Annotated in this window: 12 protein-coding genes and 1 pseudogene; 2 read left to right on the forward strand and 11 right to left on the reverse strand. The window is 61.9% G+C overall.

The window, feature by feature from the left end; genetic code table 11:
* The first annotated feature begins 355 nt into the window (after window positions 1-355).
* Together ACOZJV_RS26525 and ACOZJV_RS26530 are read left to right on the forward strand one after the other, a co-directional pair.
* The gene (locus ACOZJV_RS26525) at window positions 356-1,369 is read left to right on the forward strand and encodes an extracellular solute-binding protein (RefSeq protein WP_421548870.1); all 1,014 of its coding nucleotides are present in this window, start codon (window positions 356-358) and stop codon (window positions 1,367-1,369) included.
* Complete coding sequence (locus ACOZJV_RS26530) at window positions 1,369-2,934, forward strand: ABC transporter permease (RefSeq protein ID WP_421548871.1); 1,566 nt, start codon at window positions 1,369-1,371, stop codon at window positions 2,932-2,934. The genes ACOZJV_RS26525 and ACOZJV_RS26530 overlap by 1 nt, the downstream gene beginning before the upstream one ends.
* A gap of 61 nt (window positions 2,935-2,995) precedes the next feature.
* Here the strand turns inward: ACOZJV_RS26530 and ACOZJV_RS26535 are convergent, their stop codons facing one another.
* The 11 genes and pseudogenes from ACOZJV_RS26535 to ACOZJV_RS26585 all read right to left on the reverse strand — a co-directional run bounded on the left by ACOZJV_RS26535 (window position 2,996) and on the right by ACOZJV_RS26585 (window position 16,003).
* Window positions 2,996-3,880 (reverse strand): methyl-accepting chemotaxis protein, encoded by an 885-nt coding sequence (locus ACOZJV_RS26535; protein WP_371106546.1) that lies wholly within the window; start codon window positions 3,878-3,880, stop codon window positions 2,996-2,998.
* A gap of 21 nt (window positions 3,881-3,901) precedes the next feature.
* A pseudogene (locus ACOZJV_RS26540) lies at window positions 3,902-4,594 on the reverse strand (methyl-accepting chemotaxis protein); the annotation flags it as partial.
* Between the two features lie 474 nt (window positions 4,595-5,068).
* Entirely contained in the window at window positions 5,069-6,358 is a 1,290-nt protein-coding gene (locus tag ACOZJV_RS26545) for an adenylosuccinate synthase (RefSeq protein ID WP_078469554.1), read from the reverse strand.
* A 54-nt stretch (window positions 6,359-6,412) separates the two neighbouring features.
* The gene (locus ACOZJV_RS26550; protein ID WP_421548872.1) at window positions 6,413-7,600 is read right to left on the reverse strand and encodes an ATP phosphoribosyltransferase regulatory subunit; all 1,188 of its coding nucleotides are present in this window, start codon (window positions 7,598-7,600) and stop codon (window positions 6,413-6,415) included.
* A 288-nt stretch (window positions 7,601-7,888) separates the two neighbouring features.
* On the reverse strand, window positions 7,889-8,758 hold the full coding sequence (hflC, locus tag ACOZJV_RS26555) for a protease modulator HflC (RefSeq protein ID WP_020299435.1): 870 nt from the start codon (window positions 8,756-8,758) through the stop codon (window positions 7,889-7,891).
* Window positions 8,758-9,933, reverse strand: coding sequence for an FtsH protease activity modulator HflK (gene hflK / locus ACOZJV_RS26560; RefSeq protein ID WP_078469552.1), 1,176 nt, complete (start codon window positions 9,931-9,933; stop codon window positions 8,758-8,760). The genes hflC and hflK overlap by 1 nt, the downstream gene beginning before the upstream one ends.
* A 96-nt stretch (window positions 9,934-10,029) precedes the next feature.
* Window positions 10,030-11,331, reverse strand: a complete 1,302-nt coding sequence (gene hflX, locus ACOZJV_RS26565; protein WP_020299437.1) for a ribosome rescue GTPase HflX — start codon at window positions 11,329-11,331, stop codon at window positions 10,030-10,032.
* Window positions 11,332-11,343: 12 nt separating this feature from the next.
* Window positions 11,344-11,604, reverse strand: a complete 261-nt coding sequence (gene hfq, locus ACOZJV_RS26570; RefSeq protein ID WP_007921378.1) for an RNA chaperone Hfq — start codon at window positions 11,602-11,604, stop codon at window positions 11,344-11,346.
* Window positions 11,605-11,697: 93 nt separating this feature from the next.
* Window positions 11,698-12,669: a tRNA (adenosine(37)-N6)-dimethylallyltransferase MiaA gene (miaA, locus tag ACOZJV_RS26575; protein WP_078469551.1), complete on the reverse strand. Its 972-nt coding sequence runs from the start codon at window positions 12,667-12,669 to the stop codon at window positions 11,698-11,700.
* Window positions 12,669-14,579 carry a DNA mismatch repair endonuclease MutL gene (mutL, locus tag ACOZJV_RS26580; RefSeq protein ID WP_078469550.1) on the reverse strand — a complete coding sequence of 637 codons (1,911 nt, stop codon included), beginning with the start codon at window positions 14,577-14,579 and terminating at the stop codon, window positions 12,669-12,671. The genes miaA and mutL overlap by 1 nt, the downstream gene beginning before the upstream one ends.
* Entirely contained in the window at window positions 14,576-16,003 is a 1,428-nt protein-coding gene (locus ACOZJV_RS26585; protein ID WP_201129193.1) for an N-acetylmuramoyl-L-alanine amidase, read from the reverse strand. Before ACOZJV_RS26585 ends, mutL begins: the two co-directional genes overlap by 4 nt.
* Between the last annotated feature and the right edge of the window lie 3 nt (window positions 16,004-16,006).

The following is a 16,006-nucleotide window of genomic DNA, read 5'->3' on the forward strand; positions in this document are numbered from 1 at the left end:
GGGCCCTCTCGGGCGACGCAGTGATACTACTCACCAATGCAAATGAATCTCACTTCGCTTTGTATGCACATCGAAGTAATTCCTATGCGCGATGGTGCCGCGGGAACTTTTCCCGGTTGCATAACGGCTGATTCGCCCTTGAATGGCCGCCCGCGGGAGTAAAAGCTGCGGCCAGAAGGGGATTGCCTAGGGAGGAATGGGCCCGGGCAGGGGCCGTAAAATGCAGGGGCGTAACGCAAAAGGCAGCGGCGAAGACCGATAGCCTGCTTATCAATTTCCCGCAAAAAGGCACTTGAGAAACAATATCGTTTATCATTATTTCAAGATATGTAGCCGCAAGCGAGGAAGTACCCGCATGACGATTCGCAATAACCCGATGCTGCGCGGCCTGGCCGTTTCGATGCTGGGCCTGATTCTGGGGGCATCACAGGCCATGGCCGCCGACCCGGTTTCGCTGACCCTCTACAACGGTCAGCACAAGGAGGTCGGCGACGCCATCGCCAAGGCGTTTGAAGCCAAGACCGGCATCCACGTCAATGTGCGCAAGGGCAGCAGCAATCAACTGGCCAGCCAGGTCGTCGAGGAAGGCGATCGCTCCCCGGCCGACGTGATCTACACCGAAGAGTCGCCACCGCTGAACAAGCTGGGTGAGCAAGGCCTGCTGGCCAAGACCGATGCCGCGACCCTGGAGGTCCTGCCCAAGGACTACGTCGCCACCAATGGCACCTGGATCGGCATCACCGCTCGGGTGCGCGTAGTGGCATTCAACCCGAAACTGATCGACGAAAAAGACCTGCCCAAGTCGGTGCTCGATTTCGCCCAGCCGCAATGGCAAGGCAAAGTCGGGTTCGTGCCCACCAGCGGCGCGTTCCAGGAACAAGCCGTGGCCATCATCAAGCTGCACGGGATGGACGCCGCGGAAGAATGGCTGACCGGCCTGCGCGCTTTCGGCAAGACTTACAGCAACAACATGGTTGCGCTCAAAGCGGTGGAAAACGGCGAAGTCGCCACCGTGCTGGTGAACAACTACTACTGGTTCGCCCTGCAACGCGAGAAAGGCCAACTGGATTCGAAACTGCACTACTTCACCGGCGGCGACGTCGGCGGCCTGATCACGGTCTCCAGCGCGGCGGTGCTCAAGTCGAGCAAACATCCGAAGGAAGCCCAGCAGTTCCTGGCCTACATGGCCAGCGAAGAAGGTCAGCGGGTCATCACCCAGACCACCGCCGAATACCCGCTATGCAAGGGGTTGGAGTCGGATCGCGGGCTCAAGCCATTCAGCGAGCTGCAGGCACCGAAAGTCACCCCGGCCGACCTGGGCAACGCCGAGGAAGCCCTGGAACTGGAACGTGAAGTTGGCCTGAACTGATGAGCCTGTCGCTGCCCGCCGGCACTGCCCGCATCGGTTATGTCCCGCGGCGCAAGCGGCCGTCGATCTGGCTGCTGCTGCCGGTGCTGCTGCTGGTCGGCCTGAGCCTGCTGCCGCTGCTCTATGTCGGGCTCAAGGCCTGGCAGGCCGGCTGGGCTGAAGCCCTGCACCTGCTGTGGCGCCCCTACGTGTTCGGGCTGCTGCGCAACACCCTGCTGCTGATGGTCGGCGTTACGCTGGCCTGTGCGGTCATCGGCTTGTCGCTGGCCTGGCTGCTGGAGCGCAGTGACTTGCCAGGGCGGCGGCTATGGGGCGTGGTGCTGTGCCTGCCCTTTGCGGTGCCGGCCTTTGTCAGCAGCTTTACCTGGGTCTCCCTCAGCGCTCATTTCGAAGGGCTGGGCGGGGCGATCCTGGTGATGACGCTGTCCAAGTACCCGCTGGTGTTCCTGCCGGTGGCGGCGACCCTGCGCAATCTCGACCCTTCCCTGGAAGAGTCCGCGCGCACCCTGGGGCAAAACCGCCTGGGAGTGTTCTTCAGAATCACTTTGCCTCTGCTCTGGCCGTCACTGCTGGCCGGCTCGTTGTTGATCGCCCTGCATATGCTGGTGGAGTTCGGCGCGCTGTCGATCATCGGCCTGCAAACCTTCACCACTGCGATCTATCAACAGTTCGAGCTGGAGTTCAGCAACGCCAACGCAGCCATGCTCTCCGCCGTGCTGCTGGCGATGTGCCTGATGCTGCTGTGGCTGGAGTTGCGGGTTCGCGGCAAGGGCCGCCATGTGCGCACCGGCCAAGGGGCGGCGCGTCACGCCGAACAGGTTCGACTGGGGTACTGGGCCTGGGGCGGGCAAGTCTATTGCCTGTTGCTGGCGGTGATCGGCAGCGGCATCCCCCTGGGCATGCTTGCCTACTGGTTGGCTGTAGGTTCTTCGGCGGCCTTTCCGGTGGCGGCCATCAGCGAGGCCCTGCTCTCGTCCCTGGCCTTGTCCCTGGGCGGCGCTGCACTGTGCCTGCTGCTGGCGGTACCGGTCGGGCTGCTGGTGGTGCGCTACAAGGGCCGCCTGGCGCTATGGGCCGAGCGCCTGCCGTATCTGCTGCATGCCTTGCCGGGCCTGGTAATCGCCCTGACGCTGGTGTTCTTCGCCCTGCACTATGTGCCGGCGCTGTATCAGACCTCGGCGTTGCTGCTGATCGCCTACGCACTGCTGTTTCTGCCGCTGGCCCAGGCCCCCATCCGCACCGCATTGAACAAGGCCGCGCCACAACTCGAAGAAGCCGCGCGCACCCTCGGCGCTTCCTCGTTCAGTGCATTCTGCCGGGTGACGCTGCCGATCATCTTTCCAGCCCTTGGCGCCGCGTTTGCCCTGGTGTTCCTGGATGCGATGAAAGAACTCACCGCCACCCTGCTGCTCAGCCCGACCGGGCTCAACACACTGGCGACTGAAGTCTGGGCACATACGGCGAATGTCGAGTTTGCGGCGGCCGCGCCCTATGCGGCGCTGCTGATTCTGGTCTCGGGCTTGCCGGTCTATCTGCTGACCACGCGGATGTACCTGAGTCGCTGAGCGTGCGCGCAACCGCTCCTGCAGTTATCCACACCCCTGCAGGAGTCGGTTGGCCGGACGGTCAGGCCCGGAATTGCCCCAGGCTGGCCTTGAGCTGCGCGGCCAGACTGTCGAGGACCTTGCCACTGGCCGTGGTCTCCACCACCGCCTGAGCCGCGCGTTCGGCCTGGGCATGAATGGTCTCAACCCGCCCGCGCACCGCCTGCGCACCTTGCGCCTGATGAGCCGCAGCCTTGGTCGCCAGTCCAATGGCGGCGTGCACCTGCTCCACCGAAGACTGCACTGACTGTTGCAGCCGTGCACTGTCGCGCAGCACCAACAACCCCTCGCTGGCCTGGCGTCCGGCTTGGCCGATGGCCGCCACGGCCTCGCGCGCGCCTTGCTGCAGGGCGCCGATATGGGCCTGGATATCGCCGGTGGAACTCTGGGTCTTGCTGGCCAGGGCCCTGACCTCATCGGCCACCACCGCGAAGCCGCGCCCGGTTTCGCCCGCGCGCGCTGCTTCGATGGCCGCGTTCAGCGCCAGCAGGTTGGTCTGCTCGGCGATACCGTGGATCACCGTCAGCACCACCTCGATCTGTTCACTCTGCTGGGCCAGGCGCTCGATGACCTTGGCCCCGGTATCGACCTGCCCCGCCAGCGCCTCGATCAGGCCGCCGACCTGGGCCGAAGTGCGGGTGTTCTCGTCGGTGGCCTGGCGAATCTCCACCACTTGCTGCAACGCTGCCTGCATCGCCTGGCTTTCGGCCTGGGCCTCATCGGCCATTTGCGACAGTGCCCGCAGACTCTCGGCCACTTCATCGCGCTGGGCTTCGGCCGCCGCATCGGCGCCGGCGTTGCGCAGGCTCATGGCACCGATCTCAACCCCGGTGCGCTGCGCCACATCCCCCGCCTCGCGCACGATGGGCTGCAACTTGTCGACAAACCGATTGACCGCCGAGGCCATGTCGCCGATTTCATCATTGCTGTTGAGCTGCACACGTTTGGTCAGATCCCCCTCGCCCGCCGCCAGATCATTCAGCGCGGCGATCAGCAGGTGCAGCTTGTTGACCACACGCCGCCCCAGCACCACCGCCAGCAACAGCAAGACACCGCAGCCCACCAGCGCCAGGCCCAGGCCGATCCGCCAGCGCAGGGTCTGCGCCGCGTCCTGCACGGTGCTAGCAGTGTTGGCCTGCATTTGCGTGGCCGTACCTTGGACCGATTGCAGGCGCGAGCGCATGGCCGCCGAGCTCTCTGCCGAGGCGCCTTTCACGCTGTCGCCCACCAATTGATCGCTGCTGGCAATCAGCGCCGCAAAACGCTTGTCCAGCGCCGCCACATCCGCCTCGACCGAGGCAGTGGACACCCCCATCAACACCTTGCCGATTTCCACGCCATTGGGGTTGATCGACGCTTCGAGGTAGTAGACCGAGGGGTCGTTCTTGGCCGCATCCAGCACCTTGTCCAGGGCTCGGTCGCCCTTGCCCTTCTCCAGCAGTGCCTTGTTGATCGGGTTTTCCCGGTTCAGGTAACGGGTCAAGTGCTCGCCCGCAGCGTCGTCGTAAACCACGAATAACACGTTGGGATTGCGTTGCGCACGCCGGGCAAATTCGGAAAGAGTCGGCACGTCGCTGTCCCACATTGCTCGCGGCGCTACCGACGCCAGCAATTGGGCCATGTCATTGGCTGAATCCTTCAGGTCTTTTTCCAGGGCGGCGCGCAATTGCGCCTGCTCTTCCTGCAGGCGCGAGGACAGGCCCGCGGTCAGGCGCTGACGGGTACTGCTGGAGAGGCTCTCCAGGCTGGATGTGACTTCACGCCCGGCCTGCTCCAGTTCCGCAGACAGCTTCTGGCTATCAACGCCCAGACGGGCGGCAAGATCAGCCTCGAGCGCAGTCACCGTGCTCCGGGTCAGGGCAACCGCCACCAGTACCTGCACCAAAAGGGCGATACCTAGGGTAACGAACACTGGCCGCAGCAAACGGCTTTGTAACAGTGAGAGAACGGCCGACACAGGAAATCCCTCTGCTTTGACGCCATAAAATTGATGGCACTCTAGAATCAGAGTTAACAGCAAGGGTCGTGCCGTTCAAGCACCAGATACGACAAAGGGCCCAATTCAGAGCCCTTTGTGATTTACATCAACGACTTATTACGCGAACGGATGACGCAGAACGATGGTTTCGTTGCGGTCCGGACCTGTCGAAATAATGTCAATCGGCGCACCGATCAGCTCTTCGACGCGTTTGATGTAAGCGCGGGCGTTGGCTGGCAGCTCTTCCAGGGTCTTGGCGCCCACGGTCGATTCAGTCCAGCCCGGCACTTCTTCGTACACAGGCTGCAGGCCTACGTAGCTGTCCGCGTCAGTCGGGGCAACGTCCTTGCCTTGCGCATCCTTGTAGCCGATGCAGATGTTGATGGTTTCCAGGCCGTCGAGTACGTCCAGCTTGGTCAGGCAGATGCCCGAGATGCTGTTCACATCGATAGCGCGACGCAGGATAACTGCATCGAACCAGCCGCAACGACGGGCACGGCCGGTGGTAGCACCGAATTCGTGACCTTGTTTGGCCAGGTGCGCACCGACATCGTCGAACAGCTCAGTCGGGAACGGGCCCGAACCTACACGCGTGGTGTACGCCTTGGTGATGCCGAGGATGTAGTCCAGGAACATCGGGCCAACGCCCGAACCAGTCGCAACGCCGCCAGCGGTGGTGTTGGAGCTGGTCACGTACGGGTAGGTGCCGTGGTCGATGTCCAGCAACGAGCCCTGGGCGCCTTCGAACATGATGTCTTTGCCGGCGCGACGCAGGTCGTGCAGCTCGGCAGTCACGTCCAGCATCAGCGGCTTGAGCAGCTCAGCGTATTCCTTGCACTCGGCCAGGGTCTTTTCAAACTCGATGGCCGGCTCTTTGTAGTAACCCACCAGCATGAAGTTGTGGTAATCCACCAGTTCACGCAGCTTGTCTTCAAAGCGCGGCATGTTGAGCAGGTCGCCCACACGCAGGCCACGACGTGCAACCTTGTCTTCGTAGGCCGGGCCGATGCCGCGACCGGTCGTACCGATCTTCAGCTCGCCACGGGCCTTTTCACGGGCCTGGTCCAGCGCAACGTGGAAGGACAGGATCAGAGGGCAGGAAGGGCTGATACGCAGGCGCTCGCGCACTGGCACGCCTTTCTCTTCCAGCTTGGTGATCTCGCGCAGCAGGGCGTCAGGTGCAACCACCACGCCGTTGCCGATCAGGCACTGCACGCCTTCGCGCAGTACACCCGACGGGATCAGGTGCAAGACGGTTTTTTCGCCATCGATCACCAGGGTGTGACCCGCGTTGTGGCCACCTTGGTAGCGCACTACGGCGGCAGCATGTTCGGTCAGCAGATCAACGATCTTGCCTTTGCCCTCATCACCCCACTGGGTGCCCAGGACTACGACATTCTTACCCATAACACTTGTCCTCATTCGCGCAAACTTGGTGCCGGCAGCCGCCGGCGGGAAAACTCAAGAAGACAGCGGCAGTACCTGCCAAAGCCCATTCTGCTGAATCAATTGTCGGTCGCAATCCGCTTCACGGGCGGCGGCCAAAGGTTGCCCAGGCAACGCCTGGACGACACGCTGACCCTCACCGCGCAACTGACAGACTTGCTGCCAGAGTGCCGCATCAGTGCTGTCAGGCATCCAGATACCGCCAGACGGTAGCTCGACTTCAGCACGCCCCAGGGTCACCAGGGTTTTCAAATCGGTGGAAAAACCGGTCGCCGGCCGCGCACGGCCAAAATCGGCGCCAATATCGTCATAACGCCCGCCCTGTGCGATGGATTGACCCACGCCAGGAACAAACACCGCGAACACCACACCGGTGTGGTAGTGGTAACCACGCAGTTCGCCCAGGTCGAAATACAGCGGCAACTCCGGGAAACGCACCGATAAACGCTCGGCGATCGCCAGCAAATCATCCAGTGCCGCCAGTACCGGCGCCGGCGCGTGGGCCAGGCGGTCACGGGCGGCGGTCAATACCTCACGGCCGCCACACAAGTCGACCAGGGCACGCAGCATGCCCGACAGGTCGGCAGGCAGGCCTTCGGTCAAGGTAATGACCTCGTCGATCGCCTTGCGTTGCAGGGCATCGAACAGCTGTTGCTCGACTTCACCGGACAAGCCGGCAGCACGGGCCAGGCCGCGGTAGATACCGACGTGACCCAGGTCCATGTGGACATCCGGTACATCAGCCAGTTGCAGCATCGCCAACATCAGGCTGATGACTTCGACGTCGCTGCTCGGGCTGGCATCGCCATACAACTCGGCGCCCAACTGGATAGGGCTGCGCGAAGACGACAGGGCTCGCGGCTGGGCATGCAGCACGCTGCCGGCGTAGCACAGGCGGCTCGGACCTTCGCGACGCAAGGTGTGCGCATCGATGCGCGCCACTTGCGGCGTGATGTCGGCCCGAAAGCCCATCTGCCGACCCGATTGCGGGTCGATGACCTTGAAGGTGCGCAGATCCAGATCCTGGCCAGCACCTGTCAGCAGGGATTCCAGGTATTCGATATGCGGGGTCACGACGAACTCGTAACCCCAGCTCTGGAACAGATCCAACACCTGACGACGCGCTACTTCGATGCGCGCCGCTTCCGGCGGCAATACTTCTTCGATGCCATCTGGCAGCAGCCAGCGGTCTACCGTTGCCATTACGCCTTTCCCCTATGATCCGGGCGGCAAGCCTTCGGCCAGCCTTGAGTGAAGCAGAAAGCGATCGCATCCGACGCGAACTCAGCCGGACAGGCAGCCAGGAATCAGCTGTACAGACCACTTTCCTCGAAAAATCTTGTCGAGCTCTTGAACGAATCGACCAATCAAACGTGCAGACGCAAAAAAGCCGGGAATTTCCCGGCTGCCGCATGATACACACGTTTTCCCAAAGGATCACCCCGCCAAGTGCGTTAGCCGCCCGGCGGGGTGATCTGGGTCAGTGTGAGATCAAGGCTTGGCTTTTTCCAGGTAACGGAAGAAGTCACTGCCCGGATCCAGAACCATCACGTCACTTTTGTTCGCGAAGCTTTCACGGTAGGCACGCAGGCTGCGATAGAACGCGTAGAACTCCTGGTCCTGGCCGTAGGCCTTGGCGTAGATCGCCGCTGCCTGGGCATCACCATCACCGCGCGCCTCTTCAGACTCGCGATAGGCTTCTGCCAGCAGCACACGGCGCTGACGATCGGCGTCGGCACGGATGCCTTCGGCCAGCTCGTTACCCTTGGCGCGGTGCTCGCGAGCTTCACGCTCACGCTCGGTGCTCATACGCTCGAACACGCTGCGGTTCACTTCCTTGGGCAGGTCGATGGCCTTGACCCGTACGTCGACAACTTCGATGCCCAGTTCTTTCTCGGCCATCTTGTTCAACGAAGCGGTGATGTCAGCCATCAAGGCGTCGCGCTCACCGGAAACCACTTCATGCAAGGTGCGCTTGCCGAACTGGTCACGCAGGCCCGACTCCAGACGACGAGACAGACGCTCGTCGGCAATCTGCTTGAGACCGGAAGTCGCGGTGTAGAAACGCTCGGCGTCCTTGACCCGCCACTTGGCGAAGGCGTCGACCATGACCGCTTTCTTTTCCAGGGTCAGGAAGCGCTGCGTCGGTGCATCCAGGGTCATCAGGCGCGCATCGAACTTACGCACCTGGTTGACGTAGGGCACTTTCACATGCAGGCCAGGCTGGACATCGGCCTGAACCACGCGACCGAACTGCAGCAACACCGCGCGCTCGGTCTGAGCCACGATGTAGAAGCTGTTCCAGGCAACTACCGCCACGACAACACCCACAATCAGGGCGATCAGCGATTTATTGCTCATCAGCGACTCTCCCTAGAACGCGTCTGCTGTTGCTGCAAGTCAGCCGCCGCACGTGCATTCACTTCATTGCCAGCCGCAGACGCCGCACCCGTTGCCGGAGCGTTGTTGCTACGACCGCTGTCGATCATCTTGTCCAGCGGCAGGTAAAGCAGGTTGTTCTGCCCCCCCTTGCCACCGGTCACCAGCACTTTGCTGGTGTTACTGAAGACTTCCTGCATGGTGTCCAGGTACAGACGCTCACGCGTGACTTCAGGAGCCTTGCGGTATTCGGCGACCAGCTTGGTGAAGCGATCAGCCTCACCCTTGGCGCGGGAAACCACTTCATCGCGGTAACCGTTGGCATCCTCGAGGATACGCTGGGCCTGACCACGGGCTTCCGGCACCACGCCATTGGCGTAGGTTTCAGCCTGGTTGCGCGAACGCTGCTCATCTTCACGAGCACGGATCACGTCATCGAAGGCTTCCTGCACTTCACGCGGTGCTGCCGCGCTCTGTACGTTGACCTGAGTGACAGTGATACCGGTGCGATAGGTATCGAGGAAGCGTTGCAGACGCTCCTTGATCTCGCTGGCCATCAATTCACGACCTTCGGTCAGCACCTGGTCCATCGCGGTGGAACCCACAACGTGGCGCAGGGCACTGTCGGTCGCGTGCTGCAGGCTGATTTCCGGCTGATCGACGTTCAGCACGAAATCCTGCAGGTTGCTGATCTTGTACTGCACGGTCAGCGGCACTTCGACGATGTTTTCGTCTTCAGTCAGCATCTGGCCCTGCTTGGTATAGGCACGCTCGCGCGTGACGTTCTCCATGTACTTGCGATCGATCGGCGGGAAGTAGATGTTCAGGCCCGGGCCTACGGTTTCGTAGTACTTGCCGAAGCGCAGCACCACGGCTTGCTCCTGCTCATCCACCACGTAAACCGCGCTGTACAGCCAAACGGCCGCCAGTACGACAAGGCCGATGCCGAGCAAGCCGAAACCACCGCCTTTACCCGATCTGCCGCCCTCGTCACCACCACGTTTCTTACCACCACCGAACAACCCATTCAGGCTTTCCTGCAGCTTTCGGAAGGCCTCGTCGAGATCCGGTGGCCCCTTGCGGTCGCCGTTATTGCGGCGCTTACCACCCCAAGGATCCTGATTATTCGAGTTGCCACCCGGCTCATTCCAAGCCATAGCGCTCTCCATCTGATAAAGCAAAGACGCACCCACGGCGCGCCGACCAATGCTACAGAATGCCTGTCACAGCGGCACAACCGCTTTCCCAGGCTTTTATTGCAAAGTGTGTTGCTCGATGAACTCCATCGGCACAACGCCTTCACGGCTGACCAGCCGATTCAGCTCCGAGCGTGGCAATCGAACGGCCAGCAAGCTGACACCTTCTTCGTCGTGTTCTTCTTTCTGTACCGCGCCCAATTCGAAGAACTGAGCACGCAACCGAGCAAAACGTTGAGGCAAGCGCAAGGTGCCGACGAACAAATCGCTGCCCAACAACTCGGCAATGGCTTGCTCAAGCAATTCCAGGCCACTGCCATCACGCGCCGATAGCCAGACCCGCTGGGGCTTGCCGTTTTCGTCGCGCTGGATTTGTGGCTCAACGCCTTCAAGCAAATCGAGTTTGTTATAGACCTCGAGGATCGGCAAGTCCTGGGCACCAATCTCGCCCAGCACCACCATGACCTGTTCAATCTGCAACATGCGATCCGGCTCGGCCGCGTCAATCACGTGCAACAGCAGGTCGGAGTTGCTCGACTCTTCGAGCGTAGACCGAAATGCCTCGACCAGCTTATGGGGCAAGTGACGAATGAAACCCACGGTATCGGCCAGGACAATCGGCCCCAGGTCGTCCAGATCCAGACGGCGCAAGGTCGGGTCGAGCGTGGCAAACAGTTGGTCGGCCGCGTACACGTCCGATTTCGTCACGTTGTTGAAGAGTGTTGATTTACCGGCGTTGGTATAGCCCACCAGGGAAACGGTAGGGATATCCGCCCGCATCCGACCACGCCGCGATTGCTCACGCTGGCTGCGCACCTTCTCCAGCCGACCCTTGATCTGTCGCAGGCGGACCCGCAGCAGGCGTCGGTCGGTTTCCAACTGGGTCTCACCCGGGCCACGCATGCCGATACCGCCGCCCTGACGCTCAAGGTGAGTCCAGCCACGAACCAGACGGGTGCTCATGTGGTCAAGCTGGGCCAGTTCAACCTGGAGCTTGCCTTCATGGGTACGGGCGCGTTGGGCGAAAATATCGAGAATCAGACCCGTGCGATCGATCACGCGACACTCGAATACACGTTCGAGGTTACGTTCCTGACTGGGCGTGAGGATGTGATTGAAAATCACCAGATCGGCCTTTTCGGCATGGACCAGGTCGCGTAATTCCTCGACCTTGCCACTGCCAATCAGGAATTTGGCGGTTGGCCGATGACGCGGCACGTTAAAAAACGCGACGGTCTCGGCGCCGGCCGAATTTGCCAACTCCTGAAACTCCTGCGGATCTTCGCGCGCCTCAGGGTCCTGTCCATCCAAGTGAACGAGGATCACTCGCTCACCACCACCGTGGCGCTCAAAGAACAAAGGAGACTCCTATCAGGCGTTACCTGGCTCAGCGTCGCCCTGTTCGGATTCGGATGCGCTAGGCAGGCGAATTGGACGAACTGGCACCACTGTCGAGATAGCGTGTTTGTAAACCATTTGGCTGACGGTGTTTTTCAGCAGGATGACGAACTGGTCGAAGGACTCGATCGTACCTTGCAGCTTGATCCCGTTAACCAGATAGATGGAAACCCCAACTTTCTCTTTACGTAAAGTATTCAAGTAAGGGTCTTGTAGCGAATGCCCTTTTGACATGTGCCGCACTCCTTTAAGGATCAATAATAAAAAATTAGAAAACAGATGGCTTATGCCGCCACACCCCCAAGGATAGACGGCAATTGCAAGGACTCAGCTCAATATGGAGACCGTTCCCAAGTATTTCAAGGCGCGTGGCAGATTGTCGCAATCCAGACTGTCCAGCCAGTGTAAATCAGCCCAACTGCGTAACCAGGTGAACTGGCGCTTCGCCAATTGGCGCGTGGCAATGATGCCCCGCTCCTGCATCTCGGCTGACGTCAGCTTGCCATCCAGATGATCCCAGACTTGGCGATAGCCCACCGCACGTATAGACGGCAACCCGGCATGCAGGTCACTTCTTGAACGCAGAGCTACGACCTCGTCGATGAATCCCTGTTCCAACATTTGTGTGAATCTTTGTGCAATCCGCTGATGCAGTACCTGGCGATTCGCCGGAGCGATGGCCAAGTTCGCGACAGTATAGGGCAATTGTCCCTGTCCCGAAGCGGCTGCTTCAGTACTTTGCGCAGATTGTCGCTGGCGGTGAGCGGTCATGCTCAGGCCACTGACCCGATAGACTTCCAGCGCCCGCGTCAGGCGTTGAGGGTCATTGGGGTGAATTCTTGCCGCCGACTCCGGATCAATTGCCGCCAACTGATCGTGCAGGGCCTGCCAGCCAAGGCGTGCGGCCTCTTCCTCAAGCTCGGCACGGACCTGCGGATCAGCCGCGGGCATATCCGCCAACCCTTCGACCAACGCTTTGTAATAAAGCATGGTGCCGCCCACCAGCAGCGGAATGTTGCCGCGCGCGGTGATCTCGGCCATGGCCGCCAGGGCGTCTTTACGAAAATCGGCAGCGGAATAGCTCTCGGCTGGGTCGAGAATATCGATCAAACGGTGTGGAAACTCGTCCAGCAGCTCCCGGGAAGGCTTTGCCGTACCGATGTCCATGCCACGATAGACCAGCGCCGAATCGACACTGATCAGCTCGCAAGGCAGGACTTTGGTGAGTTCGATGGCCAGGTCGGTCTTGCCAGCAGCAGTCGGGCCCATCAGGAAGATCGCTGGAGGAAGCTGGCTCATCAACGACCGCGCAAGAATAGTTTGTCCAGATCGTCCAGGCCCAATTGGGTCCAGGTCGGTCGGCCATGGTTGCATTGGCCGCTGCGCTCGGTGTTTTCCATGTCGCGCAGCAAACCGTTCATTTCCGGCAGGGCCAGGCGCCGATTGGCGCGGATCGCGCCGTGGCAGGCCATGGTGCCGAGCAATTCGTTGAGGTGGGCCTGGATCCGGTCGCTGGTTCCGTACTCCATCAGGTCAGCAAGTACGTCGTGTACCAGGCGATTGGCTTCAGCCTGCTTCAACAACGCCGGAATCTGCCGGATCGCCAACGACTCGGGCCCCAGGCGCTGCAGCTCGAAGCCCAGGCGCTGGAACCAACTGACGTGCTCTTCGGCGCAGTCGGCTTCGCGCTGGCTGACGGCGATCGACTCCGGCACCAGCAGCGGCTGGCCACTCAAGCCCTCGCTGGCCATGGCCACCTTCAGGCGCTCGTACATGATCCGTTCGTGGGCCGCGTGCATATCCACCAGCACCAGGCCCTGGGCGTTTTCCGCGAGGATGTAGATCCCCTTGAGCTGCGCCAAGGCATAACCCAGGGGCGGAATATCCCCTTGCCCTTCGGGCAGCGAAACGCCGCCGGCGTCGGGCAGGGGCGCGTAAAACTCGCGATAGGCACTCTGCGCCTCTGCCGCCGGCAGGACCGCCTGTGGACGCGGCGTGTACTGATACTGATAACCGGCCCCCGCCCCAGTGCCCGGCGCACTCAAGCCCGGCTGGGTTTGCGGTTGCTCCAGCGCCATATGGGCCGCCAGGCGCATTTCACCCTGGGGGCCGAATTCACCGGCGTCGATGCCTGTTGGCCGGACCATGCCCGCGACTGCGGCCGGCGCAGCCAGGTGGTCTTCGGGGCGCACATCGCCCAGGGCGCGGTGCAGGGTGCCATAGAGAAAGTCGTGAACCATGCGCCCGTCACGGAAGCGCACTTCGTGTTTGGTCGGGTGCACATTGACGTCGACCACCGACGGGTCGACCTCGAAAAACAGCACAAAGGTCGGATGCCGACCATTGAACAGCACGTCGCGGTAAGCCTGGCGCACCGCGTGGGCCACCAGTTTGTCGCGCACCGCGCGGCCATTCACATAGAAGTACTGCAGGTCCGCCTGGCTACGGGAGAAGGTCGGCAAACCGACCCAGCCCCACAGGTGCAGGCCATTGCGCTCGACCTCGATCGGCAATGCCTGCTCGAGGAAGCCCGCGCCGCAGACCGCCGCCACGCGCCGGGCACGGGCCGCGTCATCATTGGCTTCGTGCAGGCTGAGGATGCTTTTGCCGTTGTGTCGCAGGTGGAAGGCCACATCGAAACGGGCCAGCGCCAAGCGCTTGATCACTTCCTGCAGATGATCGAATTCGGTTTTTTCAGCCTTGAGAAACTTGCGCCGCGCCGGGGTATTGAAGAACAGGTCGCGGACTTCAACCGATGTCCCGGCCGGGTGTGCTGCGGGCTGGACCCGAGGCGCCATGTCCCGGCCTTCGGTTTCCACCTGCCAGGCCTGCTCGGCGTCGCGGGTGCGCGAGGTCAGGGTCAGGCGTGCCACGGAGCTGATGGACGCCAGGGCCTCGCCACGAAACCCCAGGCTCATCACCCGCTCTAGGTCTTCGAGATCGCGGATTTTACTGGTGGCGTGTCGCGCCAACGCCAGCGGCAGATCATCAGCGGAAATCCCGCGACCATCGTCACGCACTCGCAGCAGCTTGACGCCGGCCTGTTCCACATCCACGTCGATGCGCTTGGCACCCGAGTCGAGGCTGTTTTCCAGCAGCTCCTTGATCACCGAAGCCGGACGCTCGACCACCTCACCTGCGGCAATCTGGTTCGCCAGGCGCGGGCTGAGCAGCTCGATGCGCGCGTTGTTCAGGACCGTATCACTCATTGCTTGGACGCCAGTTCAGTGCCTGGGATGGTCAGGGTCTGCCCGACCTTGAGTTCATCAGTCTTCAGGTTATTGGCCGTGCGCAGGGTGGCCGCCGACACTTGGTAACGCACCGCGAGCATGGCCAGGGTTTCCCCCGGGCTGACCCGGTGATCACGCGGGCCCTGGGCGATTTTCCCGGAGTCGCGCAACCAGGCAATGTAGGTGCCCGGCGGCGGATTCTGCTGGAAGAATTGGCGAATACCGCTGCTGATGGAACGCGCCAGGGCCTGCTGGTGACTGGCGGCGGCCAGCTTGGAGGCCTCGTTGGCGTTGGAGATAAAGCCGGTTTCCACCAGGATCGACGGAATATCCGGCGACTTCAGCACCATGAACCCGGCCTGTTCCACCCGCTGCTTGTGCAACGGCGTGACCCGGCCGATGTTGCTCAGGACCTTCTGCCCGACATTCAGGCTGGAAGTGAGCGAGGCGGTCATCGACAGGTCGAGCAATACCCCGGCGAGCATGCGGTCCTTGTCGTCCAGGCTGACGTTGCCGGCCCCGCCGATCAAGTCGGAACGGTTTTCACTGTCCGCCAGCCAACGGGCTGTTTCCGAAGTGGCGCCACGGTCCGACAGGGCAAACACCGAGGCCCCGAAGGCGGCGGCCGACGGCGCGGCATCGGCGTGGATCGACACGAACAGATCGGCGCCCTTCTTGCGGGCGATTTCGGTACGGCCACGCAACGGAATGAAGTAATCGCCGGTACGGGTCAGCTCGGCGCGAAAGCCTTTCAGGCCATTGACTTGGCGCTGCAACTCGCGGGCGATGGCCAATACCACGTCTTTTTCATGCTGGCCGCGGGAGCCGGAGGCACCCGGGTCTTCACCGCCATGACCGGCATCGATCACCACAATGATGTCGCGCTTGCCGGCAGGCGCCGGTGGCAGCTTGATCGCCGGCTCGACCGGAGTGACCGGCACCGCCGGGACCGTGGCGACACTGGGCGCAGGGGTGGGCGGCGGAGCAGCGTCAGCTGGGTTGTCAAACAGGTCGACCACCAGGCGGTTACCGTATTGCGCGTTCGGCGCCAGGGTGAAGCTCTTGGGGGTGACGGCTTTTTTCAGATCGATGACCACCCGCAGATCGGTCGGCGTGCGCTGCGCGGAGCGCATGGCCGTGATGGGGGTGTTGGCCGTGGCAATGTTCAGCGGACCGCCGAGGGTCGCGCCATTGATATCGATCACCAGCCGGTCGGGGGCGCTCAGGGTAAACACGCTGTGCTGAACCGGGCCGGACAGATCGAACACCAAACGAGTGTTATCCGGTGCTCGCCACAGGCGCACGCTACGCACCTGTGTCGCGGCTACAGCCTCGACGGCCAATGCCGTAAGCAACAGTCCTACGACAGCAACCAACGCGCGAATGCGCATACCTAACCCCATAAT

Source organism: Pseudomonas sp. QD4 (assembly GCF_049199125.1).
GTDB lineage: Bacteria > Pseudomonadota > Gammaproteobacteria > Pseudomonadales > Pseudomonadaceae > Aquipseudomonas.

Coding starts and splice junctions, on each gene's coding strand:
- ACOZJV_RS26535 (WP_371106546.1), bottom strand. CDS start 3,880: ATGGCCTCGGCGGTCAATCGGTTTGTCGACAAGTTGCAGCCCATCGTG.
- ACOZJV_RS26550 (WP_421548872.1), bottom strand. CDS start 7,600: ATGGCAACGGTAGACCGCTGGCTGCTGCCAGATGGCATCGAAGAAGTA.
- ACOZJV_RS26585 (WP_201129193.1), bottom strand. CDS start 16,003: ATGGGGTTAGGTATGCGCATTCGCGCGTTGGTTGCTGTCGTAGGACTG.
- mutL (WP_078469550.1), bottom strand. CDS start 14,579: ATGAGTGATACGGTCCTGAACAACGCGCGCATCGAGCTGCTCAGCCCG.
- miaA (WP_078469551.1), bottom strand. CDS start 12,669: ATGAGCCAGCTTCCTCCAGCGATCTTCCTGATGGGCCCGACTGCTGCT.
- hflK (WP_078469552.1), bottom strand. CDS start 9,933: ATGGCTTGGAATGAGCCGGGTGGCAACTCGAATAATCAGGATCCTTGG.
- ACOZJV_RS26525 (WP_421548870.1), top strand. CDS start 356: ATGACGATTCGCAATAACCCGATGCTGCGCGGCCTGGCCGTTTCGATG.
- hfq (WP_007921378.1), bottom strand. CDS start 11,604: ATGTCAAAAGGGCATTCGCTACAAGACCCTTACTTGAATACTTTACGT.
- ACOZJV_RS26545 (WP_078469554.1), bottom strand. CDS start 6,358: ATGGGTAAGAATGTCGTAGTCCTGGGCACCCAGTGGGGTGATGAGGGC.
- ACOZJV_RS26530 (WP_421548871.1), top strand. CDS start 1,369: ATGAGCCTGTCGCTGCCCGCCGGCACTGCCCGCATCGGTTATGTCCCG.
- hflC (WP_020299435.1), bottom strand. CDS start 8,758: ATGAGCAATAAATCGCTGATCGCCCTGATTGTGGGTGTTGTCGTGGCG.